The sequence below is a fragment of the Luteimonas terrae genome (genome assembly GCF_004358165.1).
GTDB lineage: Bacteria > Pseudomonadota > Gammaproteobacteria > Xanthomonadales > Xanthomonadaceae > Luteimonas > Luteimonas terrae.
In genome coordinates, this window is the sequence record NZ_SMTG01000002.1 from 787,249 (window position 1) to 813,130 (window position 25,882).

Annotated in this window: 22 protein-coding genes; 10 read left to right on the forward strand and 12 right to left on the reverse strand. The window is 67.9% G+C overall.

Annotated elements, in window-relative coordinates; all coding sequences use genetic code 11:
• Nucleotides 1–141: 141 nt before the first annotated feature.
• Nucleotides 142–963: a posphoenolpyruvate synthetase regulatory kinase/phosphorylase PpsR gene (ppsR, locus tag E2F49_RS03875; RefSeq protein ID WP_055248122.1), complete on the reverse strand. Its 822-nt coding sequence runs from the start codon at nucleotides 961–963 to the stop codon at nucleotides 142–144.
• 111 nt (nucleotides 964–1,074) lie between these two features.
• Between ppsR and ppsA the strand changes: the two genes are divergently transcribed.
• Together ppsA and E2F49_RS03885 are read left to right on the forward strand one after the other, a co-directional pair.
• Nucleotides 1,075–3,450, forward strand: coding sequence for a phosphoenolpyruvate synthase (ppsA, locus tag E2F49_RS03880; protein ID WP_133392686.1), 2,376 nt, complete (start codon nucleotides 1,075–1,077; stop codon nucleotides 3,448–3,450).
• A 271-nt stretch (nucleotides 3,451–3,721) separates the two neighbouring features.
• Complete coding sequence (locus tag E2F49_RS03885) at nucleotides 3,722–4,609, forward strand: mechanosensitive ion channel family protein (protein ID WP_165971113.1); 888 nt, start codon at nucleotides 3,722–3,724, stop codon at nucleotides 4,607–4,609.
• A gap of 20 nt (nucleotides 4,610–4,629) precedes the next feature.
• On the opposite strand, the gene orn is transcribed toward E2F49_RS03885, so the two are convergent.
• On the reverse strand, nucleotides 4,630–5,193 hold the full coding sequence (gene orn, locus E2F49_RS03890; protein WP_133392688.1) for an oligoribonuclease: 564 nt from the start codon (nucleotides 5,191–5,193) through the stop codon (nucleotides 4,630–4,632).
• 98 nt (nucleotides 5,194–5,291) lie between these two features.
• Between orn and E2F49_RS03895 the strand changes: the two genes are divergently transcribed.
• Nucleotides 5,292–5,759 (forward strand): DUF2721 domain-containing protein, encoded by a 468-nt coding sequence (locus E2F49_RS03895; RefSeq protein ID WP_243713398.1) that lies wholly within the window; start codon nucleotides 5,292–5,294, stop codon nucleotides 5,757–5,759.
• A 179-nt stretch (nucleotides 5,760–5,938) separates the two neighbouring features.
• On the opposite strand, the gene tadA is transcribed toward E2F49_RS03895, so the two are convergent.
• The 5 genes from tadA to E2F49_RS03920 form a co-directional block, all read right to left on the reverse strand.
• Nucleotides 5,939–6,424, reverse strand: a complete 486-nt coding sequence (gene tadA / locus E2F49_RS03900; RefSeq protein ID WP_133392690.1) for a tRNA adenosine(34) deaminase TadA — start codon at nucleotides 6,422–6,424, stop codon at nucleotides 5,939–5,941.
• A gap of 3 nt (nucleotides 6,425–6,427) precedes the next feature.
• Nucleotides 6,428–6,982, reverse strand: a complete 555-nt coding sequence (locus E2F49_RS03905; protein ID WP_133392691.1) for an NADPH-dependent FMN reductase — start codon at nucleotides 6,980–6,982, stop codon at nucleotides 6,428–6,430.
• 69 nt (nucleotides 6,983–7,051) lie between these two features.
• Nucleotides 7,052–8,602, reverse strand: coding sequence for a cryptochrome/photolyase family protein (locus E2F49_RS03910; RefSeq protein ID WP_133392692.1), 1,551 nt, complete (start codon nucleotides 8,600–8,602; stop codon nucleotides 7,052–7,054).
• Entirely contained in the window at nucleotides 8,595–8,786 is a 192-nt protein-coding gene (locus tag E2F49_RS03915; protein ID WP_133392693.1) for a DUF2256 domain-containing protein, read from the reverse strand. The genes E2F49_RS03910 and E2F49_RS03915 overlap by 8 nt, the downstream gene beginning before the upstream one ends.
• 12 nt (nucleotides 8,787–8,798) lie before the next feature.
• Nucleotides 8,799–9,746, reverse strand: a complete 948-nt coding sequence (locus E2F49_RS03920; RefSeq protein WP_243713402.1) for a LysR family transcriptional regulator — start codon at nucleotides 9,744–9,746, stop codon at nucleotides 8,799–8,801.
• Between the two features lie 290 nt (nucleotides 9,747–10,036).
• Between E2F49_RS03920 and E2F49_RS03925 the strand changes: the two genes are divergently transcribed.
• The 5 genes from E2F49_RS03925 to E2F49_RS03945 are packed head-to-tail and all read left to right on the forward strand — an operon-like array spanning nucleotide 10,037 to nucleotide 16,197.
• The gene (locus tag E2F49_RS03925; protein ID WP_133392694.1) at nucleotides 10,037–11,287 is read left to right on the forward strand and encodes a thiamine pyrophosphate-dependent enzyme; all 1,251 of its coding nucleotides are present in this window, start codon (nucleotides 10,037–10,039) and stop codon (nucleotides 11,285–11,287) included.
• A gap of 4 nt (nucleotides 11,288–11,291) precedes the next feature.
• Nucleotides 11,292–12,335, forward strand: a complete 1,044-nt coding sequence (locus E2F49_RS03930) for an alpha-ketoacid dehydrogenase subunit beta (protein ID WP_133392695.1) — start codon at nucleotides 11,292–11,294, stop codon at nucleotides 12,333–12,335.
• Between the two features lie 3 nt (nucleotides 12,336–12,338).
• On the forward strand, nucleotides 12,339–13,679 hold the full coding sequence (locus E2F49_RS03935; protein ID WP_133392696.1) for a dihydrolipoamide acetyltransferase family protein: 1,341 nt from the start codon (nucleotides 12,339–12,341) through the stop codon (nucleotides 13,677–13,679).
• A gap of 4 nt (nucleotides 13,680–13,683) precedes the next feature.
• A complete protein-coding gene (gene lpdA, locus E2F49_RS03940) occupies nucleotides 13,684–15,090 on the forward strand; it encodes a dihydrolipoyl dehydrogenase (RefSeq protein WP_133392697.1) in 1,407 nt (468 codons plus the stop codon).
• A gap of 9 nt (nucleotides 15,091–15,099) precedes the next feature.
• Nucleotides 15,100–16,197 carry a branched-chain amino acid aminotransferase gene (locus tag E2F49_RS03945; RefSeq protein ID WP_133392698.1) on the forward strand — a complete coding sequence of 366 codons (1,098 nt, stop codon included), beginning with the start codon at nucleotides 15,100–15,102 and terminating at the stop codon, nucleotides 16,195–16,197.
• Between the two features lie 57 nt (nucleotides 16,198–16,254).
• Here the strand turns inward: E2F49_RS03945 and E2F49_RS03950 are convergent, their stop codons facing one another.
• The 5 genes from E2F49_RS03950 to E2F49_RS03970 are packed head-to-tail and all read right to left on the reverse strand — an operon-like array spanning nucleotide 16,255 to nucleotide 22,761.
• Entirely contained in the window at nucleotides 16,255–17,151 is an 897-nt protein-coding gene (locus tag E2F49_RS03950; protein ID WP_133392699.1) for a hydroxymethylglutaryl-CoA lyase, read from the reverse strand.
• Entirely contained in the window at nucleotides 17,148–19,172 is a 2,025-nt protein-coding gene (locus E2F49_RS03955) for an acetyl/propionyl/methylcrotonyl-CoA carboxylase subunit alpha (RefSeq protein ID WP_243713410.1), read from the reverse strand. The genes E2F49_RS03950 and E2F49_RS03955 overlap by 4 nt, the downstream gene beginning before the upstream one ends.
• The gene (locus E2F49_RS03960) at nucleotides 19,169–19,957 is read right to left on the reverse strand and encodes an enoyl-CoA hydratase-related protein (protein ID WP_133392700.1); all 789 of its coding nucleotides are present in this window, start codon (nucleotides 19,955–19,957) and stop codon (nucleotides 19,169–19,171) included. The genes E2F49_RS03955 and E2F49_RS03960 overlap by 4 nt, the downstream gene beginning before the upstream one ends.
• 22 nt (nucleotides 19,958–19,979) lie before the next feature.
• Nucleotides 19,980–21,587 carry a carboxyl transferase domain-containing protein gene (locus tag E2F49_RS03965; protein WP_133392701.1) on the reverse strand — a complete coding sequence of 536 codons (1,608 nt, stop codon included), beginning with the start codon at nucleotides 21,585–21,587 and terminating at the stop codon, nucleotides 19,980–19,982.
• Nucleotides 21,588–21,597: 10 nt separating this feature from the next.
• Nucleotides 21,598–22,761 carry an isovaleryl-CoA dehydrogenase gene (locus E2F49_RS03970; RefSeq protein ID WP_133392702.1) on the reverse strand — a complete coding sequence of 388 codons (1,164 nt, stop codon included), beginning with the start codon at nucleotides 22,759–22,761 and terminating at the stop codon, nucleotides 21,598–21,600.
• A 132-nt stretch (nucleotides 22,762–22,893) separates the two neighbouring features.
• On the opposite strand from E2F49_RS03970, the gene E2F49_RS03975 reads away from it, so the two are divergent.
• A complete protein-coding gene (locus E2F49_RS03975; RefSeq protein ID WP_133392703.1) occupies nucleotides 22,894–23,508 on the forward strand; it encodes a TetR/AcrR family transcriptional regulator in 615 nt (204 codons plus the stop codon).
• 163 nt (nucleotides 23,509–23,671) lie between these two features.
• The gene (locus E2F49_RS03980; RefSeq protein WP_133392704.1) at nucleotides 23,672–25,807 is read left to right on the forward strand and encodes a catalase; all 2,136 of its coding nucleotides are present in this window, start codon (nucleotides 23,672–23,674) and stop codon (nucleotides 25,805–25,807) included.
• Nucleotides 25,808–25,882 lie beyond the last annotated feature (75 nt).

The following is a 25,882-nucleotide window of genomic DNA, read 5'->3' on the forward strand; positions in this document are numbered from 1 at the left end:
ATGGGGATCGCGGGTCCACGCCCCCATCTGTGGCAAGTCGCATGGGGCTGGAATCGGCAATTGCCTGTTGCAGGCAACCGATCCTGGGCGGCCGGCCCGGCCCTGCCCCGCCTAGCCGAAAAGAACGCTAGCCGCAGGCCCTCAGTACATCACCCGCTCGATGCCCAGCGTCGACATGACCTTGCTGGAGATCTCCTCGATCGAGGTGTGCGTGGTGCTCAGTGACGGAAGACGCTCGGCCCGGAACAGCGCTTCGGCGGCGGTGACTTCGCGCCTGCAGGTCTCCAGCTGCGCGTAGCGCGAGTTGGGCCGGCGCTCCTGGCGGATCTGCGCCAGACGCACCGGGTCGATGGTCAGGCCGAACAGCTTGTTGCGATGCGCGCGCAGGCGCGGTGGCAGGCGGTCGTGCTCGAGGTCTTCCTCGGTCAGCGGATAGTTCGCCGCGCGCACGCCGTGGTGGAGCGCCAGATACACGCAGGTGGGCGTTTTGCCGGCGCGCGACACGGCCACCAGCACCACATCCGCCTCGTCGTAGTTCGTCGCCATGCCGTCGTCGTGACTCAGCGCGAAGTTCATCGCGTTGATGCGCCGGTGGTAGGTCTCGAAATCGACCATGCCGTGCGCGCGGCCCACGCGCGACTCGCGGGTTTCCAGCAGCTCACGCTCCAGCGGCTCGATGAACGGTGCGAAGACGTCGAGCACCAGCGCCCCGCTCTCGCCCAGCACCATCGCCAGTGCCGGATCGACGCAGGAACTGACGACGATCGGGCGCACGCCCATGGCCTCGCCGCGTGCGCGGATCAGGGTGGCGACCTCGGCGGCGCGTTCGAGCGAATCGACGAAGGGAATGCGGTTGGTGCTGAACTGCGTGCCGGTGAACTGGGTCAGCAGGCTGTGTCCGATGGTCTCGGCGGTGATACCGGTGCCATCGGAGACATAGAACACGGGACGGGGGCTGGACATCGCGACACCGGATCGTTCACGAGCGTCTTCGCGCCCGGGGTGGCTAAAATAGCGGTTCCGCGCCGGGCCTGCCCGGTCTCACTCTCGTTATCCGCGACACGGAGTCTCCCCTTGAGCAACATCCTGTGGCTGCATGACCTGCGCCTGTCCGACCTTGCGCAGGTCGGCGGCAAGAACTCGTCCCTCGGCGAGATGATCGGCAACCTCGCCAAGCTCGGCGTTTCGGTGCCCGGTGGTTTCGCCACGACGGCCGACGCGTTCAAGGCCTTCATCGCCCACAACGATCTGCACCAGCGCATCTTCGACCGCCTGGCGCCGCTGGACGTCGAGGACGTCGCCGCACTGACCGCAGCCGGCAAGGAGATCCGTGGCTGGGTCATCGACGCTCCGCTGCAGCCCGATCTGGATGCCGACATCCGCGCCGCTTACGAAAAGCTGGCGGCCGAGAATGGTGGCGGCGAGATCGCCGTCGCGGTGCGTTCGTCGGCGACCGCCGAGGATCTGCCCGACGCGTCGTTCGCGGGCCAGCAGGAGACCTTCCTCAACGTCACCGGCGCCGACGACGTCCTGCACAAGGTCAAGGAAGTCTTCGCGTCGCTCTACAACGACCGCGCGATCGCCTACCGCGTGCATCACGGCTTCAAGCACGAGGACGTGTTCCTGTCGTCGGGCGTGCAGCTGATGGTGCGTTCGGACATCGGCGCCTCCGGCGTGCTGTTCACCCTCGACACCGAATCCGGTTTCCGCGACGTGGTCTTCGTGACCTCGAGCCTGGGCCTGGGCGAGATGGTCGTGCAGGGCGCGGTGAACCCGGACGAGTTCTACGTCTACAAGCCCACGCTCAAGGCCGGCAAGCCGGCGATCCTGCGTCGCGGCATCGGCAGCAAGCAGCTGCGCATGGTCTATTCGGACGTGCCGGGCGAGCGCGTCAAGGTCGAGGACACGCCGGTCGAGTTGCGCAATGCGTTCTCCATCACCGATGAAGACGTGCACGAGCTCTCGCGCCAGGCGCTGATCATCGAGGAGCACTACAAGCGCCCGATGGACATCGAGTGGGCGAAGGACGGCGCCAGCGGCAAGCTCTTCATCGTGCAGGCGCGCCCGGAGACGGTGAAGTCGCGCGCCAAGAACACCCAGATCGAGCGTTTCTCGCTGGAGAAGCGCGGCGATGTGATCTGCGAAGGTCGCGCGATCGGCCAGAAGATCGGCGCCGGCGTGGCGCGCGTGGTGCGTTCGCTCGACGACATGAGCCGCGTGCAGCCCGGCGACGTGCTGGTCGCCGACATGACCGATCCCGACTGGGAGCCGGTGATGAAGCGCGCCGCCGCCATCGTCACCAACCGCGGCGGCCGCACCTGCCACGCGGCGATCATCGCGCGTGAGCTGGGCGTGCCGGCCGTCGTCGGCACCGGCAATGCGCTGGACACGATCGAGGACGGCCAGGAAGTCACGATCAGCTGTTCCGAGGGCGACACCGGCTTCATCTACAGCGGCATCCTGCCCTTCGAGCGCATCACCACCGATCTGACCTCGATGCCCGAGGCGCCGCTGAAGATCATGATGAACGTCGCCAACCCCGAGCGCGCGTTCGACTTCGGCCAGCTGCCCAACGCCGGCATCGGCCTGGCGCGTCTGGAAATGATTATCGCCGCGCACATCGGCATCCACCCGAACGCGCTGCTGCAGTACGAGAAGCAGGACGCCGAGACGAAGAAGAAGATCGACGAGAAGATCGTCGGTTACGGCAATCCGGTCGACTTCTACGTCAACCGCCTGGCCGAAGGCATCGCCACGCTGACCGCGTCGGTGGCGCCGAACCCGGTGATCGTGCGCCTGTCGGACTTCAAGTCCAACGAGTACGCGAACCTGATCGGCGGCAAGCACTTCGAACCGCACGAAGAGAATCCGATGATCGGCTTCCGCGGTGCCAGCCGTTACGTCGATCCGAGCTTCACCGATGCGTTCGCGCTCGAGTGCAAGGCCGTGCTCAAGGTCCGCAACGAGATGGGCCTGGAGAACCTCTGGGTGATGATTCCGTTCGTGCGCACGCTCGATGAAGGCCGCAAGGTCGTCGAGGTGCTGGAGCAGAACGGTCTCAGGCAGGGCCAGGACGGCTTGAAGATCATCATGATGTGCGAAGTGCCGTCGAACGCACTGATGGCCGACGAGTTCCTCGACATCTTCGACGGCTTCTCGATCGGCTCGAACGATCTCACCCAGCTGTCGCTCGGTCTGGACCGCGACTCGTCGATCGTCGCGCACCTGTTCGACGAGCGCGACCCGGCGGTCAAGAAGCTGTTGTCGATGGCCATCAAGGCCGCCCGCGCCAAGGGCAAGTACGTCGGCATCTGCGGTCAGGGCCCGAGCGACCACCCGGACCTCGCCCAGTGGCTGATGGAAGAAGGCATCGAGTCGGTGTCGCTCAATCCCGACACGGTCGTCGACACCTGGCTCAAGCTGGCCAAGTCGAAGGCGAACGCCGGCTGATCACTGCGTCATGCGTCATCGGAACGCCCGGGACCTCCTGGGCGTTCTTTTTTATGGCACCGCGCAGGTGCACGCGGATTGCACTGCGTTCTGGAACCGCGCCGTCGGCAGGTGGAGCGCGACGACTGTCGCCCGTCCCCATCCCACTTCCTTCGCCGGCACGCATCCGCCTCGCAGAAAGATGCCCCGATCCGTTTGACCTTTTGGGAACACCGCGCCGCCTAAGCTGCCGTCGCTGCCCGCGACGCCGGGCGATTCGAGGAAAATCATGATGGAGCGTTGGTGGACTCGCCTGCAGGCGTCGGGCTGGGAAGACATCGCGTTGGCCTGGGGTCTGCGCGTGGCGGGCGCGCTGCTGCTGTTCCTGATCGGACTGCGCATCGCCAAGTGGATTGCCGGCCTCGCCGAGCGCGGGCTCACGCGCGCGCACGTGGAGCCCACCGCGACACATTTCCTGCGCAAGGTCGCCTACGTGATCCTATTGGTGGTGCTGGTGCTCGCCTCGCTGCAGGTGATTGGCGTGCCGATGACCTCGATGGTCGCGGTGCTCGGCGCCGCGGGCCTGGCGATCGGCCTGGCGCTCAAGGATTCGCTGTCCAACATCGCCTCAGGCGTGATGCTGGTGACGCTCAAGCCGTTCCGCGCGGGCAACGTGGTGACGATCAACGGCGTCACCGGCACGGTGGAAGACGTGAGCATCTTCCAGACCAAGCTGCGCGGCGCCGACAACCAGCTCATCGTGCTGCCCAACAGCCTGATCACCGCCGATTCGATCATCAACCTCACGCCCGACACGCGCCGCCGCGTAGAAGTCGTCGTGGGCATCGGCTACGCCGACGACATCGATACCGCGCGCGCGGTGATCCTCGGCATCATGCAGGAAGACCCGCGCGTGCTCGCCGAGCCGGCGCCGGCGGTCGTGGTCTATTCGCTGGGCGACAACAGCGTCAATCTTGGCGCGACCTGTCACGTCGCCAATGCCGACTGGTGGGGCGTGAAGTGCATGCTGACCGAGCAGATCAAGAAGCGCTTCGACGCGGGCGGCATCTCAATTCCGTTCCCGCAGCGCGACGTGCACATGTACCACCACCTGCCGCCGGGCACGCAGGCCGTGCCCAACGATGCCCTGGCGGGCGCGCCGCAGTTGCGACGCGACTGAATTCGCGCCGCTGCCGGCGCTCAGGGGCTCGCGAGCGCGGCCAAGTGCCGCCGGTAGTGGCGCAGTTCGTCGATCGAATCGCGCACGTCGCTCAGCGCGGTGTGCGCCGAATGCTTGGTGAAACCCGCCAGCACCTGCGGCGCCCAGCGACGCGCGAGTTCCTTGAGCGTGCTGACGTCCAGATTGCGGTAGTGGAAGAACTTCTCCAGCTCGGGCATCTGCCGGTGCAGGAAGCGCCGGTCCTGGCAGATCGAATTGCCGCACATCGGCGACTTGCCCGGCTCGACCCAGAGCCTGAGGAACTCCAGCGTGCGTGCCTGCGCTTCTGCCAGACCGACGCCCTGTTCGAGCGACCGCTGCCACAGGCCCGAGCGCCGGTGCTGGCCGCGGTTCCAGTCGTCCATCGCTTCGAGCGTGTCCAGCGACTGCACGATCGCGAGTTCCGGACCTTCGGCGAGGATGTTGAGTTCGCCATCGGTGACGATGGTGGCGATCTCGAGGATCTGGTCGTGATCGGTATCCAGTCCGGTCATCTCCAGGTCGATCCAGATCAACCGGCCCTCGCTGGCCCTGTCGGCATTCATGCGTGCGTTCGCCTTCCACGTAGTGACGGCGCATGATATCCCAGCCGTCTCGACGAGCCGCCTGCGTGTTCCCTTCCCAGATCCTGTCGAATCCTTCCGTGACGCATTACGCCATCCTCACCGCGATGCTCGCGCCGGCGTTCTTCCTGACCGCCACCGCGTCCCTGCTCGGCACCGCCAACGCGCGGCTCGCGCGCGTGATCGATCGCACCCGATCCTTGCTGCGCGATCTCGCCGACGACGACGGCCACGACACCGAGGACCGTCGCATCCTCGAAGCGCGCATCGCGCTGCAGCGGCGCCGCAGCCGCATCATCCTGCGCGGCAGCCAGCTGCTGTACGTGGCGATCAGCTGCTTCGTCGGCACCAGCCTGACGGTTGCCGGCGACTCGTTCTTCGACCATCGCTTTGGCCAGGCGCCGACCATCCTCGCCGCGCTCGGCGTGCTGGCGATGTTCGCCGCCAGCCTGCTGCTGGCGCGCGAAGCCTCGATGGCCGTGCATGCGGTCAACGAGGAAATGGACGACGCGCACCGCAAGGCCAATCGGCGCAGTCCGTTGATCTGAGGTGCGCTTTGCACCTTCCCCCGCCTGCGGGGGAAGGTCGGGATGGAGGCAAACGCTCAGGTTGCAGAAGTCCCGAGCTCGCAGGGCTCCAGATGTTCTTCGCTCGATCTCGTTTCCAGCATCGTCGGACGCTTCGCCCCCACCCAACCCTCCCCCGCTCGCGGGGGAGGGCTTTCAGTTCAGCGCGGCGCCAAGCCGCGCTTGGCGCGAAAATAGTTGGTCAGCATCGGCCCGGCCACATCCGCCAGCACACCGCCGGTGACCTCGATGCGATGGTTGTGCCGCGGGTCGGCCAGCATGTCGAACACACTGCCGGCGGCGCCGGTCTTCGGATCGAAGGCGCCGAAGACCACGCGCGATACGCGCGCATGCACCATCGCCATCGCGCACATCGCGCAGGGTTCCAGCGTCACGTAGAGCGTGCAGCCGACCAGCCGGTGATTGCCCAGCGCCTGCCCTGCCCGCCGCATCGCGACGATCTCCGCATGCGCGCTGGGATCGTGTTCGGCGATGTTGCGGTTCCAGCCCTCGCCGATCACCACGCCATCCGGGCCGACGACCAGTGCGCCGACCGGAATCTCGTCGTCCTCGCGCGATGCGCGTTCGGCAAGCGCGAGCGCCTGGCGCATCCAGGTCGCTTCGTCGGGTGGCGGCATCGCGTCCATCGATCAGCGCCGCGCGGCGATGTCGGCGGCGAAGCCCTGCACGAACGCGGCCAGCTGCTGGCGCACCTTTTCGTCGACCAGCACGCCATCGGCAAAGGTCTGGCCTGCGCGCGAAACCAGCAGCCTGGCGCCCGACCAGTGGTCGACGCCCAGCGTGTGCAGCACCGGCAGCCACGCGGCCTGCGAAAGCACGGTGCCGAAGCCACCGGCCGAGGCGCCGATCAACGCGACCGGGCGGCCGCCGAACAGTTCGCCGATGCCGCTGGCCGGTCGCGACAGCCAGTCGATGGCGTTCTTGAACACACCGGGGATGCCGTTGTTGTATTCCGGCGTCGACAGCAGCAGGCCGTCGGCGGCGCGGATCTGCGCCTTTAACGCCTCGACCGCTGCCGGAATGCCGTCGGCCGCTTCGGCGTCGCCGTCGTAGAGCGGAATGCCGTGCAGCGTGGCGATTTCCAGTTCGATGCCCTCGCCCGCCACGTCGCGGGCCGCATGCAGCAACGCGGTGTTGAACGAGCCGGCGCGCAGGCTGCCGGAAATGCCGAGAATCCTGACCATGTCGTCGTCGCAGGCGGGCGCTGCAAGGCAGCCGGGCGGCGACTTTAACGCAAGCGCCTGCGCGCCGCTTCAGCTCTGCGTACGTCGCCAGGCCTCGGATTCGGCGCGGATCGCCGCACGCTCGCCGGCCTCCAGCCGCTCCAGACTGCGGACCTGCTGGCGGGTGCGCGAGTTGTCGGCCAGCAGCGTTTCGTGCCGGAGCATGAAATCCCAGTACAGCCGCGTGTACGGGCAGGCGGTCGGTCCGGTGCGCTGGCCTGGATCGAAGGCGCAGCGGCTGCAGTAGCTGCCTGCGCTCATGCGTTCGATGTAACGACCGCTGGCGATGTAGGGCTTGCTGCTCATCAGCCCGCCGTCGGCGTACTGGCTCATGCCCAGCACGTTCGGCATCTCCACCCATTCCACCGCGTCGACGTAGACCGCCAGATACCAGCGATGCACCTGCGCCGGTTCCACGCCGAGCAGTTGCGCGTACAGACCGATGACCATCAGTCGCTGGATGTGATGCGCATAGCCGAGGTCGAGCGTCTGCCGGAGGGCGTCGGCCAGGCACGGCATCGGCGCGTCACCAGTCCAGAAGAACGCGGGCAGATCCTCGTGCGCGTCCAGCGCATTGGATCCCGCATAGCGCGGCATCTGCGTCCAGTACACGCCGCGCACGTATTCGCGCCAGCCCAGGATCTGGCGGATGAAGCCCTCGACCGCCGCGATCGGCGCCCGGCCTGCGCGCCACGCGGTCTCGGCGGCGTCGACCACCTCGCGCGGCGACAGCAGCTTGAGGTTCAGCGCGGACGCGAGCTGCGAGTGCCAAAGCCACGGCGCCTGCGGCCACAGCGCGTCCTGCCACTGGCCGAACGCCGGAAGACGTTCGTCGATGAAACGCGTCAGCGCATCCAGCGCCTGTGTGCGCGTCACCGGCCAGGCGAAACCGTTGAGCGCGCCGGGATGATCGGCAAGGCGCGTGCGCACGAGCGCCAGCACCTCGCGCGTGATCGCATCGGGTTCGATCTGCAGTGGGAGCGGCGTCGCGCCCGGGCCCTGCGGGCCGAACGGCGCGCGGTTCTCGGTATCGAAATTCCAGCGGCCGCCTGCAGGCCCGTCGGCCTCCATCAGCACGCCGTGGCGCTGGCGCAGGTTGCGGTAGAAGGTTTCCAGCCGCAGTTCGGACTGGCCGCGTGCCCAGTGTGCGAAGTCGCGGACGTCGCAATAGAAATGCCGATCCGGCGCGATGTGGAGCGGCACGCCTGCCGCGCCCGCCGCGCCGCGGATGGCCTGCAGCACGCGCCAGTCGCCCGGCGCGGTCAGGCGCAGGCCCGCGGGACGCAAGGCCGTGATCGCATGCGCCAGTTCGTTCGCGAGCGTGCCGCGGTTCTCCGCATCGTCGAGCGCACGGTAGTGCACCGTCCAACCCGCCGCGCGGCGTTCGGCGGCGAAATGTCGCATCGCGCTGAGAAACAGCGCGGTGCGCATCTTCGTCGACCACACGTGCGTCGATTCCTCGGCGACCTCGGCCATCCAGATCGCGTCGCGCGCCGGATCGCAGCCGTCGAACGCGGCCGCGGCGGCATCGAGCTGGTCGCCAAGCACCAGAACGAGCGTGCGGACCGCCTGATCAGCCATGGGCCGGTCCATCGGCCGACGTCGGCGCATGCTTCTGGCGCCGGCAGCGTTCCGAGCAGTAGCGCACCTCGTCCCAGGTCTTCGCCCAGGCCTTGCGCCAGGTCATCGTGCGGCCGCAGACCGCGCAGGGCTTGCTCGGCAGGTAGGCCTTGTTGCCTGCGAAACCGCTGCGCCTGGAACTCACGGCGATCGTCCGTCAGGCGCCACAGGCCAGCACCAGGAACTGCTGCAGCGCATGCGCCGGCGCCGGCAGTTCCGCGTCCGGACGCTGCACCAGGCCGACATCCATCGGCGGAATCGCGTCCGACAGCGTGCGCACATCGATCCGGCGCCCGTCCAGCGACCACGGCCGGTAGACCATGTCCGACAGGATGCTCACCCCGAAGCCGTAGCCCACCAGGCCGCGCAGCGCTTCCAGCGACGAGGTGCGGAACGCGACATTGGGCGTGTGCTCGGCCGACTGCCAGAAGCGCATCGCCGACGACTCGCCCTCCTCCACCTTGAGCATGATGTAGGGATACGGCGCCACGTCGGCCAGTCCGACCACGGGCAGCTGCGCCAGCGGATGCGACTCGGCCAGCCACAACTGGCGGCGCGACTGGATCAGCACCTGCCGCTTGAGCACGTAGGGCGGGACCATGTTGGAGATGACGCACAGGCCGAAATCGAGTGCACCTTCCGCCACGCCCCTCTCGATCTCGGTGCGGTCCATGTCGATCAGGTCGATCTCCACCTGCGGGTACGAGCGCTTGAACCGCGCCAGCAGGCTCGGCAGGAAGTAGCCCAGCACCGTGTAGGACGCCCCCACGCGTACCGTGCCGGCCAGCGTGTTGGCCAGGAACATCGGCTCGCTCAATGCGTCCTGCAAGGTGTCGAGGATGTGGCGCACGTGCTGGTGGAAGCGATGGCCCTCGGCGGTCAGCACCACGCCGTGCGGCATGCGGTCGAACAGGCGCAGCCCCAGCAGCGTCTCGAGCTGGGCGACGGCCGTCGTGATGACCGACTGGGACACGTGCAGCTTGCGCGCGGCCTGCGAGAACTGCCCCAACTCGGCGGCCTCGGCGAAATAGCGCAACTGGCGCAGCGACATATTGGCGGGAATCTGCACTGCCTGCTCCGGCGACCGGCGGGTATCGGATTTCACGATACCTCATAGTCAATTAAACAAATTTACGATAAACAGTGCCGCCCTTAGACTTCACGTCTGGCGGAATGCGCGTGTCGCGGACCGCCTTGCACACCGCGGACCGACGTCCGCCCGACCGGGAGAAGCGTTCTTGCACTGTGCACCGTCCCGACCATTCCGGCGTGCGCCCCACGCGCCCGCCGCCGTGACGCCATCGCCCGCCGATGCCCGCCACGCCGCCATCGCCAGCGCCCCCCGCCGCCGGCATGCCCCCAGCGCCATGTTCCATGTCCAGCGAGGCTTCTGACATGTCCACCGCTCCGAATCCGTCCGGCAGCGCGCCCCTGCGCCTGTACGTGCCCGAGCCCAGCGCCCGCCCGGGCCAGGCCACCGACTTCTCCTATCTGCAGCTCAGCCCGGCCGGCGCGGTCGAAAAGCCCGCGCTGGACGTGACCGCCCAGCAGACCATGCCGCTGACCCGGCAGCTGATCCGCGTGCTCGACGACAACGGCGACGCCGTCGGTCCCTGGGCCGCCGACATCCCCGACGAGGTGCTGACCCGCGCGATGCACGCGATGCTCAAGACGCGTGCGTTCGACGCGCGCATGCTGATCGCGCAGCGCCAGAAGAAGACCTCGTTCTACATCCAGTGCACCGGCGAGGAAGCCATCGCGGTCGGCCAGACGCTGGCGCTGCGCGATGGCGACATGCAGTTCCCGACATATCGCCAGCAGGGCATCGTGATCGTGCGCGACGTGCCGCTGGTCAGCATGATGTGCCAGATCCTGTCGAACGCCGCCGACCCGCTCAAGGGCCGACAGCTGCCGATCATGTACTCGTACAAGGACGCCGGCTTCTTCTCGATCTCCGGCAACCTGACCACCCAGTACATCCAGGCCGTGGGCTGGGCGATGGCCTCGGCGATCAAGGGCGACACCAAGATCGCGACCGCGTGGGTCGGCGACGGCGCCACCGCCGAGGGCGACTTCCACGCCGCGCTGGTGTTCGGTCACGTGTACCGCGCGCCGGTGATCCTCAACGTCGTCAACAACCAGTGGGCGATCTCGACCTTCCAGGCGATCGCCGGTGGCGAGAACACCACCTTCGCCGCACGCGGCGCGGCCTACGGCATTCCGTCGCTGCGCGTGGACGGCAACGATCTGCTGGCCGTCTATGCCGCTTCGCGCTGGGCCGCCGAGCGTGCGCGCAGCAACCTCGGCGCGACGATGATCGAGTGGGTCACCTACCGCGCCGGTCCGCACTCGACCTCGGACGATCCGTCCAAGTACCGCCCCGCCGACGACGCCCAGCACTTCCCGCTCGGCGATCCGATCGAGCGCCTCAAGGCGCACATGATCAAGCGCGGCCTGTGGAGCGACGAACAGCACGAGACCGCGCGCAGCGAGTACGACGCCGAGATCTCGCGCGCACTGAAGGAAGCCGAGACCCACGGCTTGCTCGGCAGCGACAACCGCCCCGGCGCGGCCGACATGTTCAACGACGTCTACAAGGACATGCCCGAACACCTCCGCCTCCAGCGCCAGCAGTTGGGAGTCTGATCACATGAGCGATCAAGCAGTACAGACCACCGGCAGCGCGCCGATGACGATGATCCAGGCCCTGCGGTCGGCGATGGACGTGATGCTGGAGCGCGACGACAACGTCGTGATCTTCGGCGAGGACGTCGGCTACTTCGGCGGCGTGTTCCGCTGCACCGACGGCCTGCAGGCCAAGTACGGCAAGCAGCGCGTGTTCGACGCGCCGATTTCCGAAAGCGGCATCGCCGGCGCGGCGATCGGCATGGCCGCCTACGGTCTGCGCCCGGTCGCGGAGATCCAGTTCGCCGACTACATCTATCCGGCCTACGACCAGATCGTGTCCGAGGCCGCGCGCCTGCGGTATCGCTCTGGCGGCATGTTCACCTCGCCGCTGGTGTTCCGCACGCCCTGCGGCGGCGGCATCTACGGCGGCCAGACCCACAGTCAGAGCCCGGAGGCGATCTTCGCCCACGTGGCCGGCCTGCGCACGGTCATGCCGTCGAATCCGTACGACGCCAAGGGGCTGCTGATCGCCTCGATCGAGAACGACGATCCGGTGATCTTCCTGGAGCCCAAGCGCCTCTACAACGGTCCGTTCGACGGTCACCACGACCGCCCGGTCACCGCGTGGTCCAAGCACGCCGACAACGTGGTGCCGGAAGGCTACTACTCGGTGCCGCTGGACAAGGCCGCCGTCGTCCGCGAAGGCCAGGCCGTGACCATCCTGACCTACGGCACCACGGTGTGGGTGGCGCAGGCGGCGGCAGAAGACGCCGGCATCGATGCCGAAGTCATCGACCTGCGCAGCCTGTGGCCGCTGGATCTCGACGCCATCGTCGCCTCGGTCAAGAAGACCGGCCGCTGCATCGTGCTGCACGAGGCCACGCGCACCTGCGGCTTCGGCGCCGAACTCGTCGCGCTGGTGCAGGAGCACTGCTTCTATCACCTGCAAGCGCCTGTCGAACGCGTTACCGGTTGGGACACGCCCTACCCGCACGCGCAGGAATGGGACTACTTCCCGGGCCCGGCCCGGGTCATCGACGCGATGCACCGCGTGCTGGAGGACTGAGCCATGGGACACCACGTCATCAAGATGCCGGACATCGGCGAAGGCATCGCCGAAGTCGAAGTCATCGCCTGGAAGGTCGAGGTCGGCGGCACCGTCGCCGAAGACCAGGTCGTGGCCGAGGTCATGACCGACAAGGCCATGGTCGAGATCCCCTCGCCCGTCGCCGGCACGGTCGTCTCGCTGGGCGGCAAGCCCGGCGAGATGATGGCCGTCGGCAGCGAGCTGATCCGCCTGGAAGTCGAAGGCGCCGGCAATCTGAAGGCCGGCGCGGCCGAGCCGGAACCGGCTGCCGCCAAGCCCGCCGAACCGAAGGCGGAAGCGCCGAAGGTCGAAGCACCGAAGCCGGCACCGGCCGCCGAGCCCACGCCTGCCGCCGCGCCCGCGAAGAGCGCCGCGCCCGCACCGGCTGCGAAGTCCGAAGCGCGTGGCGCGATCACCAACAGCGTGCTCGCTGCCGGTGAGCAGCCGCTGGCCTCGCCGGCCGTGCGTCGCCGCGCCTGGGACATGGGCATCGAACTGCGTTACGTGCCGGCTACCGGTCCGGGCGGTCGTATCCTGCAGGCCGATCTGGACGCCTATGCCGAAGCGGGTGGCAAGGCGCAGGCGAGTGGCGGTAGCGCTTCGGGCGGCGGCTATGCGCGTCGCACCGGTGAGCAGCAGATCCAGATCATGGGCCTGCGCCGCAAGATCGCGCAGAAGATGCAGCAGTCGTGGTCGAACATTCCGCACATCACCTATGTGGAAGAGATCGACGTCACCGAAGTCGAAGTCCTGCGCGCGAAGCTCAACGAGCGCTGGGGCAAGACGCGCGGCAAGCTGACCCTGCTGCCGTTGCTGGCACGCGCGGTGATCCTCGCCGCGCGCGACTTCCCGCAGATGAACGCCCGGTTCGACGACGAGGCCAACATCGTCACCCGCTACGAAGGCGTGCAGCTCGGCATCGCCACGCAGAGCGCGGTGGGCCTGTCGGTGCCGGTGATCGCACATGCCGAATCGCTGGACCTGTGGCAGACCGCCGGCGAGATCGCGCGCCTCGCGGCCGCGGTGCGCGACGGCAAGGCCACGCGCGAGGAACTGTCGGGTTCGACCATCACCATCAGCAGCCTCGGCCCGGTCGGCGGCATCGTCACAACGCCGATCATCAACCATCCGGAAGTCGCGATCGTCGGCGTCAACCGCATCATCGAACGTCCGATGTTCAAGGACGGCCAGGTGGTCGCACGCAAGCTGATGAACCTCTCGTCCTCGTTCGACCATCGCATCGTCGACGGCATGGACGCGGCCGAATTCGTGCAGGCGATCCGTCGTCGCATCGAGACCCCTGCATTGCTGTTCGTGGAGTGACCGAATGACTCAAACGATCGAAACCCAGCTGCTGGTCATCGGCGGCGGCCCCGGCGGCTACATCGCCGGTATCCGCGCCGGCCAGCTCGGCGTCAAGACCATCGTCGTCGAAGGCGTGAACCCGGGCGGTACCTGCCTCAACATCGGCTGCATTCCGTCCAAAGCGCTGATCCATGCCGCCGAGGAATTCGCCAAGACCGCAGCCTTCGCGGCCGGCACTTCGCCGCTCGGCATCACCGTGCAGGCGCCTGCGCTCGACATCGCCAAGACCGTCGAGTGGAAGGCCGGCATCGTCAAGAAGCTCACCAGCGGCGTCAGTGCGCTGCTGAAGAAGAACGGCGCGCAGCTGGTCAAGGGCTGGGCCACGATCGTCGACGGCAAGACCGTCGATGTCGCGGGCGCCGGCGAAGACGGCGGCAACCTGCGCATCAAGTGCGAGCACCTGCTGCTGGCTACGGGTTCGGAGCCGGTGGAACTGCCCTTCCTGCCCTTCGGCGGCAAGGTCATCTCGTCGACCGAAGCGCTGTCGCCGACCGCGCTGCCCAAGCACCTGATCGTCGTCGGTGGCGGTTACATCGGTCTGGAACTCGGCACCGTGTACCGCAAGCTCGGTTGCGAGGTGACCGTGGTCGAAGCACAGGACCGCATCCTGCCGGCTTACGACAACGAACTGACCAAGCCGGTCGCCACGCACCTGCAGAAGTCGGGCGTCAAGGTGCTGGTCAAACACAGCGTGCTGGGCCTGACCGATGGCGGCGCGCTGCGCGTGCGCGATCCCGACGGCACCGAGCTCACGCTCGACGCCGACCAGATCCTGGTCGCGGTGGGCCGTCGCCCGAAGACCGACGGTTTCAACCTCGAATCGCTGGGCCTCGATCTCGCCGGCAAGGCGATCAAGATCGACGACCAGTGCAGGACCTCGATGCGCAACGTCTGGGCGATCGGCGACGTTGCCGGCGAGCCGATGCTCGCGCACCGCGCGATGGCGCAGGGCGAACTCGTCGCCGAGATCGTCAGCGGCAAGAAGCGCCACTTCATGCCGGCCGCAATCCCGGCGGTGTGCTTCACCGATCCCGAAGTCGTCGTCGTCGGCCTGTCGCCGGACGAAGCCAAGGCGCAAGGCATCGAGATCAAGACCTCGATGTTCCCCTTCGCCGCCAACGGCCGTGCGATGTCGCTGGAGTCGACCGACGGCTTCGTGCGCGTGGTCGCGCGTGCGGGTGACCACCGCATCCTCGGCTGGCAGGCCGTCGGCGTGCAGGTCTCGGAACTGTCGATCGCCTTCGTGCAGTCCATCGAGATGGGCGCCACGCTCGAGGACATCGCCGGTACCATCCATCCCCACCCGACGCTGGGCGAAGCCGTGCAGGAAGCCGCGCTGCGCGCACTCGGCCACGCCTTGCACATCTGAGTTCCGCGCATGACCGACACCACGTTCCCCACCTTCCGCATCGTGCCGTCGCAGGCGGCGCGCGCGCAGGCCGACCGCGAGAAGATCCTCGCCGATCCGGGCTTCGGCACCCACTTCACCGACCACATGGTCGCGATCGACTGGACCGTCGAAGACGGCTGGCACGACGCACACGTGCGCCCCTACGGCCCGCTGACGTTCTCGCCGGCGGCCGCGGTGCTGCACTACGGCCAGGAAATCTTTGAGGGCATGAAGGCGTTCCGGCATGCCGACGGTTCGGTGTGGACCTTCCGTCCCGAATCAAACGGCCGTCGCCTGCAGCATTCGGCGCGCCGCATGGCGCTGCCGGAACTGCCGGTGGACCTGTTCGTCGAATCGATCAAGCAGCTCGTGCAGACGGATGAAGCCTGGGTGCCGGGCGGCGGCGAATCGAGCCTGTACATCCGCCCCTTCATGATCGCAAACGAGGATTTCCTCGGCGTGCGTCCGGCGCGTCGCGTGGCCTACTACGTGATCGCCAGCCCCGCGGGCGCCTACTTCAAGGGCGGCATCAAGCCGGTCTCGATCTGGCTGTCGCGCGATTACGCACGCGCAGGCCGCGGCGGCACCGGTTCGGCCAAGTGCGGCGGCAACTACGCCTCGTCCCTGCTGCCGCAGCGCGAGGCGGTCGAGAACGGCTGCGCGCAGGTGCTGTTCCTCGATGCCGAGACCAACACCTACGTCGAAGAACTCGGCGGCATGAACGTCTTCTTGGTGCAGAAGGACGGCAGCGTCATCACCCCGTCGCTGACCGGCAGCATCCTCGAAGGCATCACCCGCGACAGCGTGATTCAGCTGCTGCGCGATCGCGGCCACACCGTGACCGAGCGTCGCGTCGGGATCGCCGAGTGGATCGAGGGCGTCCGTTCGGGCGAGATCGCCGAGGTCTTCGCCTGCGGCACCGCGGCCAGCATCTCGCCGATCGGTGTGCTCAAGGGCCACGACTTCAGCGTGGGCGATGCGGATGCGCAGCCGGGCGAGGTCACGATGGCGATCCGCAAGGACCTGCTCGACATCCAGTACGGCCGCGCGCCGGATCGGCACGGCTGGCTGACGCGTCTGGTCTGATCGACCGCGCGCAGGTGGCATCGGAACGGCCCGCAGCGCGGGCCGTTTTCGTGTGCGTCAAGCGTTCGCCAGGGCCACGGTCGCGAGCTTGCTGGCCGGCTTGCGTCCCAGCTCGCCGCTGATCCACACCGCCGTGTCGGTCACCGCCTGCAGATCGATGCCGGTCCGCAGGCCCAGGCCTTCGAGCATGTACAGCAGATCCTCGGTCGCGAGGTTGCCGCTCGCGCCCTTCGCATACGGGCAGCCGCCGAGTCCGCCGACGGCACTGTCGACCACGCGTACGCCGGCTTCCAGACACGCCAGCACGTTGGCCAGCGCCTGGCCGTAGGTGTCATGGAAATGTACGGCGAGCTGCGCCATCGGCACGGCCTGTGCGCAGGCCAGCAGCATCTCGCGCGCCTTGGCCGGCGTGCCGACACCGATGGTGTCGCCGAGCGAGATTTCCTCGCAGCCCATCGCATGCAGCGCGTCGGCCACGCGCACCACGTCGCCCAGCGGCACGTGGCCCTGATAAGGACAGCCGAGCACGGTCGATACATACCCGCGTACCGACACGCCGGCAGCGCGTGCCTGCTCGACGACGGGCGTCAGCCGTTCCAGCGAGCCGTTGACATCAATGTTGGTGTTCTTGAGGTTGAACGCATCCGACGCGGCGGTGAACACCGCGATGTGACGCACGCCGGCGGCCAGCGCACGCTCCAGTCCTTTCGCGTTGGGCACCAGCACCGGATAGGCCACGCCTTCGCGCGGCTGGATGCCGGCGAGGACGTCCTCGGCATCCGCGAGCTGCGGCACCCACTTGGGGCTGACGAAGCTGGTGGCTTCGACGACCTGGAAGCCGCAGGCCGACAGCCGGTCGATCAGCGCGATCTTGGTCGCGGCCGGCACGAGCGCATGCTCGTTCTGCAGGCCGTCGCGCGGGCCGACTTCGACGACGCGGACGAAGTCGCTCATGCCGCAGTCTCCGCATCGCCGTCGACGAAATCGACCAGCACCGCGCCGTCGGCGACCAGATCGCCCTGGCGTGCGAGGAACGCCTTGACCACGCCATCGTGCGGCGCCTGCAGCGTGTGCTCCATCTTCATCGCTTCCATCACCAGCAGCGGCGTGCCCTTGGCGATCTTCGTCCCGAGCGGTGCCAGCAGCTCGACGATGCGTCCGGGCATCGGTGCGACGACCGCGCCGGCGTGCGCTTCGGCACCGGCGTGGCGATGCAGCGGATCGACATGCTCGAATACGTAGCGGTCTTCGCCGCGATACAGCACCACCTGCGTGCCCTGCACCAGCACGTCGACGTTGCGACGCACGCCGTCGAGGGCGGCGGTCAGCGTCGGCGCCGACCATGCAACGGTCGCCACATGCAACGGCGCGCCATCGAAACCGATCTCCACATGATCGGCATGCGGCTGCAGGGCGAGCCTGCGCGTTTCGCCGCCGGCGGACAGCTCGATGTAGCGCGGCGCGCTGGCACCGATGCGCCAACCGTCGCGCAGCGCCCAGGGCGAGGCATTCGCATCGGTCGGCGATGCACGCGTCCGTGCCCACAACCCGAGCGCTGCCAGCATCCACACCGCATCGTCGGCTTCCGGCAGCGGCGCCAGCAGTGTGTCGATCTCGCGCGCGACCAGTCCGGTATCCAGACGCGCCGCGGCGAAATCCGCCTGGCGCGCGAGGCGGCCGAGGAACACCGCGTTGGTCGTGACCCCGACGACGCGCACCGCATCGATGGTCTGCCGCAGACGCTGCAGCGCATGCGGACGGTCCTCGTCCCAGACGATCAGCTTGGCGATCATCGGGTCGTACCACGGGCTGATCGCGTCGCCCTGCTCCACGCCGGTGTCGATACGCACGTGCGCGGTCGCTTCGGGGAACTGCATGACCTGCAGCGTGCCGGTTGACGGCAGGAAACCCTTGAGCGCGTCTTCGGCGTACAGGCGCGCTTCGATCGCATGGCCGCGATGGTGGATCTGATCCTGACGCAGCGGCAGCGGCTGGCCGGCCGCGACGCGCAACTGCCATTCGACGAGGTCGATGCCGGTGACCAGTTCGGTGACCGGATGTTCAACCTGCAGCCGGGTGTTCATTTCCATGAAATGGAAGTCGCCTGCTTCGCCGACGATGAACTCGATCGTGCCGGCGCCGACGTAATCGACCGCGCGCGCTGCGGCGACGGCAGCCTGCGCCATCGCCTCGCGCTGCGCGTCACTCAACTCGGGCGCGGGCGCTTCTTCCAGCACCTTCTGGTGACGCCGCTGCACCGAGCAGTCGCGCTCGAACAGATGCACCACGTTGCCGTGGCGGTCGCCGAAGACCTGCATCTCCACATGGCGCGGCCGCACGATGTAGCGCTCGATCAGCACGCGCGCGTCGCCGAACGAACTTTCGGCCTCGCGCTGGCACGACAGCAGTGCCGCCGCGAAGTCCTCGCGTTTCTCGACCAGACGCATGCCCTTGCCGCCGCCGCCGGCGCTGGCCTTGATCAGCACCGGGTAGCGGATGTCATCGGCCTGCTGCTGCAGGAACGCGGGCTCCTGGTTGTCGCCGTGATAGCCCGGCGTCACCGGCACGCCCGCGGCCTGCATCAGCGCCTTGGCCTCGCGCTTGTCGCCCATCGCCTGGATCGAGGACGGCTTCGGACCGATGAAGACCACGCCGGCATCGGCGCAGGCTTGCGCGAACGCGGCGTTCTCGGACAGGAAGCCGTAGCCGGGGTGGATCGCCTGTGCACCGGTGCGGCGTGCGGCATCCAGCAGCTTGTCGGCGCGCAGGTAACTCTCGCGCGCCGCCGATGGGCCGATGTGCACGGCCTCGTCCGCCAGACGCACATGGCGCGCGTTGCGGTCGGCGTCGGAATACACCGCGACGGTGCGGATGCCGAGCCGGCGACAGGTCGCGATGATGCGGCACGCGATCTCGCCGCGATTGGCGATCAGCACCGTGTCGAACAGCGCGCCTCCGGTCATTGCAGGGCTCATCGGGCGTCCTTTGCGCGGCGTGCGGACAGGAAGGCGTCCAGCCGCGTGCGTGCTTCGTCGGTGGCGCGGATGCCGGCGATGCGCGCGGCCGTGTCGGCAATCAGCGCATCGCCGATGGTCTGGCCATCGAGATCGCGGATCAGCCGCTTGGATTCGGCCTGCGCATTCGGGCCGCCCTGCGCCAGCGCCTGCACCAGCGTGTCGACGGTGGCGTCGAGCGCGTCGTCGGCGACGACTTCATGCAACAGCCCGATCTCGAGTGCCTTCGCCGGCTGGATCAGTTCGGCCGTCAGGAAGTAGCGCGCGGCCTGGCGCGGGCCGATCGCGCGCAGCACGTACGGGCCGATCGTCGCGGGAATCAGGCCGAACTTGACCTCGGACGTCGCGAACATCGCCTTGTCGCTGGCCACCGCGATGTCGCAAGCCGCGACCAGGCCCAGCCCGCCACCGATCGCCGCGCCATGCACGCGCGCGATCGTCGGCTTGGGCAGTTCCGCCAGGCGGCGCAGCATGCGCGCAAGGGCTTCGGCTTCGTCGCGGTTGCGCACCACGTCGTAGTCGGCCGCGCGGCGCATCCAGTCGAGATCGGCGCCGGCGGAGAAGCTGCGGCCGCGACCGGCGAGCACGACGACGCGCACGCTGTCGTCCGCGCCCAGCGTCTGCAGGCCGCGATCGATCGCATCGATCAGGTGCTCGTCGAACGCGTTGTGTCGCTCGGGGCGATCCATCCACAGGGTCGCCACGGCGCCCTTGCGCTCGATCGCGATGTTCGGTGTGTCGGTCATTGCGTGTCCTCGTCGCGCCCGGTCACATCCGGAAGATGCCGAACGTCGTCTCTTCGTTCGGTGCGTTCAACGCCGCCGACAGCGCCAGCCCCAGTGCGCGCCGGGTCTTGGCCGGGTCGATGATGCCGTCGTCCCACAGGCGTGCGCTGGCGTAGTACGGATGACCCTGCTGTTCGAACTGCTCGCGGATCGGCGCCTTGAACGCGTCCTCGTCTTCCGCCGACCACGTGCCGCCCTTGGCCTCGATGCTGTCGCGGCGCACGGTGGCCAGCACGCCGGCCGCCTGTTCGCCGCCCATCACGCCGATGCGGGCGTTGGGCCACATCCACAGGAAACGCGGCGAGTACGCGCGGCCGTTCATGCCGTAGTTGCCGGCACCGAAACTGCCGCCGATGACGACGGTGAATTTCGGCACCTTCGCGCAGGCGACCGCTGTCACGAGTTTCGCGCCATCACGCGCGATGCCGCCGTTCTCGTATTTCTTGCCGACCATGAAGCCGGTGATGTTCTGCAGGAACAGCAACGGGATGCCGCGCTTGGCGCACAGCTCGACGAAGTGCGCGCCCTTGAGCGCACTCTCGGAAAACAGGATGCCGTTGTTGGCGACGATGCCGATCGGATGGCCATGCAGATGCGCAAAGCCCGTGACCAGCGTGGTGCCGTAGCGCGCCTTGAATTCCTCGAAGCGCGAGCCGTCGACGAGACGCGCGATCACTTCGCGCACGTCATACGGCTTGCGCGTATCGGCCGGAATCACGCCGTAGAGTTCCTCGGCCGGATACAGCGGCTCTTCGGACGGCCGCATCTGCAGCTCGCCCAGCTTGCGCCAGTTGAGCGAGGCGACGATGTCGCGCACGCGCGCCAGCGCATCGAGATCGTCTTCGGCGAAGTGATCGGCCACGCCGGAGATGCGCGTATGCACATCGGCACCGCCCAGCGATTCGGCATCGACCTCCTCGCCCGTCGCCGCCTTTACCAGCGGCGGGCCGCCGAGGAAGATCGTGCCCTCCTCCTTGACGATCACCGTCTCGTCGCTCATCGCCGGCACGTAGGCGCCACCGGCGGTGCACGAGCCCATCACGCAGGCGATCTGCGGAATGCCCTGCGCGGACAGATTGGCCTGGTTGTAGAAGATGCGGCCGAAATGGTCGCGATCGGGGAACACCTCGTCCTGCATCGGCAGGAAGGCGCCGCCGGAATCGACCAGATAGATGCACGGCAGGCGGTTCTGCTGCGCGATCTCCTGCGCACGCAGATGCTTCTTTACCGTCATCGGGTAGTAGGTGCCGCCCTTCACCGTCGCATCGTTGGCGACGATCATGCATTCGACGCCGCTGACCAGGCCGATGCCGGCGACGACGCCCGCACTGGGCACCTCGCCGCCGTACATGCCGTGCGCCGCCATCGGCGCGACCTCGAGGAACGGCGCGCCGGGATCGATCAAGGCATCGATGCGATCACGCGCCAGCAGCTTGCCGCGCTTGCGGTGCTTCTCGCGCGCGGCCTCGCTGCCGCCCTGGGCGATGCGCGCATGCGTGGCGCGCAGATCGTCGACCGCCGCCTGCATCGCCGCGGCATTGGTCTGGAAACTCTCACCGGCCGGGTCGATCCGGCTCTGCAGGATGGCCATCAATGATCCTTCAGCTGGTCTGGCGCAACAGTTCGCGGCCGATCAGCATGCGCCGGATCTCCGACGTGCCCGCGCCGATCTCGTAGAGCTTGGCGTCGCGCCACAGGCGGCCCACCGGATACTCGTTGATGTAGCCGTTGCCGCCCAGCGCCTGGATCGCCTGCCCGGCCAGCCACGTCGCCTTCTCGGCGGCGTAGAGGATCACGCCCGCGGCGTCCTGGCGGGTGATCCTGCCGGCGTCGGCCGCCTTCGCCACGGCGTACACGTAGGCGCGGCAGGCGTTGTAGGCGACGTACATGTCGGCGACCTTGCCCTGCATCAGCTGGAAGTTGCCGATGGCCTCGCCGAACTGGTGGCGCTCGTGCACGTACGGCAGCACCGCATCGAGGCCCGCGGCCATCAGGCCCAGCGGACCCCCCGACAGCACCAGCCGCTCGTAGTCCAGACCCGACATCAGCACCTTGACGCCGCCGCCGACCTCGCCGAGCACGTTCTCGACCGGCACCTCGCAATCCTCGAACACCAGCTCGCAGGTGTCCGACGAGCGCATGCCGAGCTTGTCGAGCTTCTGCGCGGTCGAAAAGCCCTTGAAGCCCTTCTCGATGATGAAGGTGGTGATGCCCTTCGGGCCGGCGTCCGGATCGGTCTTCGCATAGACCACCAGCACATCGGCGGCGGGGCCGTTGGTGATCCACATCTTGTTGCCGTTGAGCACGTAGCGGTCGCCGCGCAGCTCGGCGCGCAGCTTCATGCCGACCACGTCCGAGCCTGCGCCGGGCTCGCTCATCGCCAGCGCGCCGACGTGTTCGCCGCTGCACAGCTTCGGCAAGTAATGCTGCTTCTGCGCCTCGGTGGCGTTCTTGCGCAGCTGGTTGAGGCACAGGTTCGAATGCGCGCCGTAGGACAGGCCGATGCCGCCCGAGGCGCGCGAGATCTCCTCCATCGCGACCACATGGGCCAGATAGCCCAGGCCCGTGCCGCCGTACTCCTCTTCGACGGTGATGCCCAGCAGGCCCTGCGCGCCGAGTTTGGTCCACAGCGCCGGCGGGAACTGGTTGGCCTCGTCGGCATGCGTGGCGAGCGGCGCGATCTCCTGCGCGGCGAAGTCCTGCACGGACTCGCGGATCATCTCGATCTCTTCGCCGAGTTGGAAATCGATGGACGGAATACGCATGCTGGACTCCAGGTTCCCGGGGACGACGACCCGCACGGCAGCGCGCCTGCGCGGTGGTCCGATGCGCACAGGCTAGCGGGTTCCGGGGAAGAATTGAACTAGAATTCAAGAATTGAACCGAGGATCAGGATTTTGAGCTACCGGCGTTCGGACCTGATGGAAGCGCGGCTGACCCGCAACCGCGAGCGGATCGTCCAGGCCGCGCGCACGCTGGTGTCCGTGGGCGGCTTCCGCGAGGCGCAGGTGGCCGCCGTCGCCGCCGAGGCCGGCGTGTCGACCGGGCTGATCTATCGCTACTTCCCGTCCAAGACCGAGCTGTTCGTCGAAGTGCTGACCGCGGCCATCGATGCGGAGATCGTGATCCTGCGGGGCGCGGCCGCCGCGCACACCGATGCCCGCGAACAACTGGGCGCCGCAATCGAAGCCTTCGTGCGTCGCGCCCTCGCCGGTCCGGCGCTGGCCTATGCCTTCATCGCCGAGCCGGTGGACCCGGAAGTGGACGCCGAACGTATCCGCGGCCGTCGCCGCTTCGGCGACGTGTTCCGCGACATCCTGCTGGCCGGTATCGAACGCAGGGAATTCCCGGCGCAGGATGCCGATGTCACCGCGGCCTGCATCGTCGGTGCGTTCACCGAAGCGCTGGTCGGACCGGTCGCGCCGATCCTCAAGGAAAAGATTCCGGTGCCTGCGCAGCTCGTCGATTCGATCCGCGAGGTCTGCCTGCGCGCGGCCGGTTCGGTGCGCTGATCGGTCACGTGTCTTCGATGGCGCTGGCGGCCGGCGCACGCGGCCGCATCGCATGTGCGCCCCGTTCGACTCCGCGCCACGCGGTAGTGACGGAATGCGCGAAGTGCACACGCACCTCACAGGCAGGACACCACGCTCGCCCGACCTTTCGTCGGAGCCCGTCATGGCCAGCAAGTCGCCAGCCCCCAAGTCGTCCCGCGTGTCTGCCCGGCAGCCCGACACCCGCATATCGAAGGCTGCGCCCGCCACCGCCGACCTGCGCGGCAACGGTGACGAGCTGCAGCAGCAGGCCGGTGGCTCGCATCCGCAGCTGACGACCAACCAGGGCATTCCGGTCGCCGACAACCAGAACTCGCTCAAGTCCGGCGGGCCGCGCGGGCCGACGCTGCTGGAGGATTTCATCCTCCGCGAGAAGATCACCCACTTCGATCACGAGCGCATTCCCGAGCGCATTGTCCACGCACGCGGCAGCGCGGCGCACGGCACGTTCGAACTCACGCAGTCGCTGTCGCAGTACACCACTGCGCGCATCCTCACCGAGGTCGGCGTCAAGACGCCGGTGTTCACCCGCTTCTCCACCGTCGCCGGCGGCGCCGGTTCGGTCGACACGCCGCGCGACGTGCGCGGCTTCGCGGTGAAGTTCTACACGCCCGAAGGCAACTGGGATCTGGTGGGCAACAACATCCCGGTGTTCTTCATCCAGGACGCGATGAAGTTTCCGGACCTCGTGCACTCGGTGAAGATGGAGCCCGACCGCGCATTTCCGCAGGCGGCCAGTGCGCACGACACGTTCTGGGACTTCGTGTCGCTGACGCCCGAAACCATGCACATGATCATGTGGGCGATGAGCGACCGCACGATCCCGCGCTCGCTGCGCACCATCGAAGGCTTCGGCGTGCACACGTTCCGCTTGCTCGATGCCGACGGCAACAGCACCTTCGTGAAGTTCCACTGGCGGCCCGTGCTGGGCATCCAGTCCACGGTGTGGGACGAGGCCCTCAAGCTGCAGGCCGCCGACAACGACTTCCATCGGCGCGACCTGTTCGAGGCCATCCAGAACGGCGACTTCCCCGCCTGGGATCTCGCGGTGCAGCTGTTCACCGAAGACGAGGCCGATGCGTTCCCGTTCGATCATCTCGATGCGACCAAGCTGATTCCCGAGGAACTCGTGCCCCTGCAGGTCATTGGCCGGATGACGCTGGACCGCTGGCCGGACAACTTCTTCGCCGAGACCGAACAGGTGGCCTACTGCCCGGCCAACATCGTGCCGGGCATCGACTTCAGCAACGATCCGCTGCTGCAGGGCCGTCTGTTCTCGTATCTCGACACGCAGCTCTCACGTCTGGGCGGACCGAACTTCCACCAGATTCCGGTCAATGCGCCCAAGTGCCCGTTCGCCAACAACCAGCGCGACGGCCACATGCAGATGCAGATTCCCAAGGGCCGGGTGAACTACGAGCCCAGTTCGCTGCAGGCCGACAGCCCGCGCGCCTCGCGCGAGGCCGGTTATCGCCATCATGCGACCGTCGACGACGGCGCCAAGGGCCGTGTGCGTCCGGACAGCTTCGCCGACCATTACAGCCAGGCGCGCCTGTTCTTCCGCAGCCAGAGCGAGATCGAGCAGGCGCACATGGCGAGCGCGCTGGTGTTCGAACTGTCCAAGGTCGAGACTGCGCACGTGCGCGAGGCCGTGGTCGGCCATCTGCGCCATGTCGATGCGGACCTTGCGCAGCGCGTCGCCGATGGCCTCGGCATGGACGCGCTGCCGCCCGCGCCCGAGGCCCGTGTCGAGGCGAAGGACATGCCGCTCTCGCCTGCCCTGCGCATCATCGACCGCATGCGCGACACGCTGCAGGGCCGCTGCGTCGGCATCCTGGTGCACGACGGTTCGGACGCGGGGACGGTCAAGGCATTGCGCAAGGCCGCCGAGGCCGACGGCGCGACGGTGAAGATCGTCGCGCCGAAGCTTGGCGGCGCGAAGCTGTCGGACGGCACGCGTCTGCCGGCCGACGGCCAGCTTGCCGGCACGCCTTCGACGGTCTTCGACGCGGTCGCGCTGGTGCTTTCGGCCGATGGCGGCAGGCAGCTCACCCGCGAAGCCGCGGCCGTCGACTGGGTGCGCGACGCCTTCGGTCACCTCAAGGCGATCGCCGCGGACGAAGGCGCGCAGGCGGTCCTCAAGGCCGGCGGCGTGAAGCCGGACGGCGGCGTGCTGTCGGCTACGGACACCAAGGCCTTCATTGCGGCCGCGAAGACACGGCAGTGGGCGCGCGAGCCGAAGGTGCGGATGCTCGCCTGACGTCGAAGCGTCCCGTCCTCGATCCGCGCACGATCAGACGGGACGCCTTTCCCTGCGAGGCAACAGGCGCCGGCG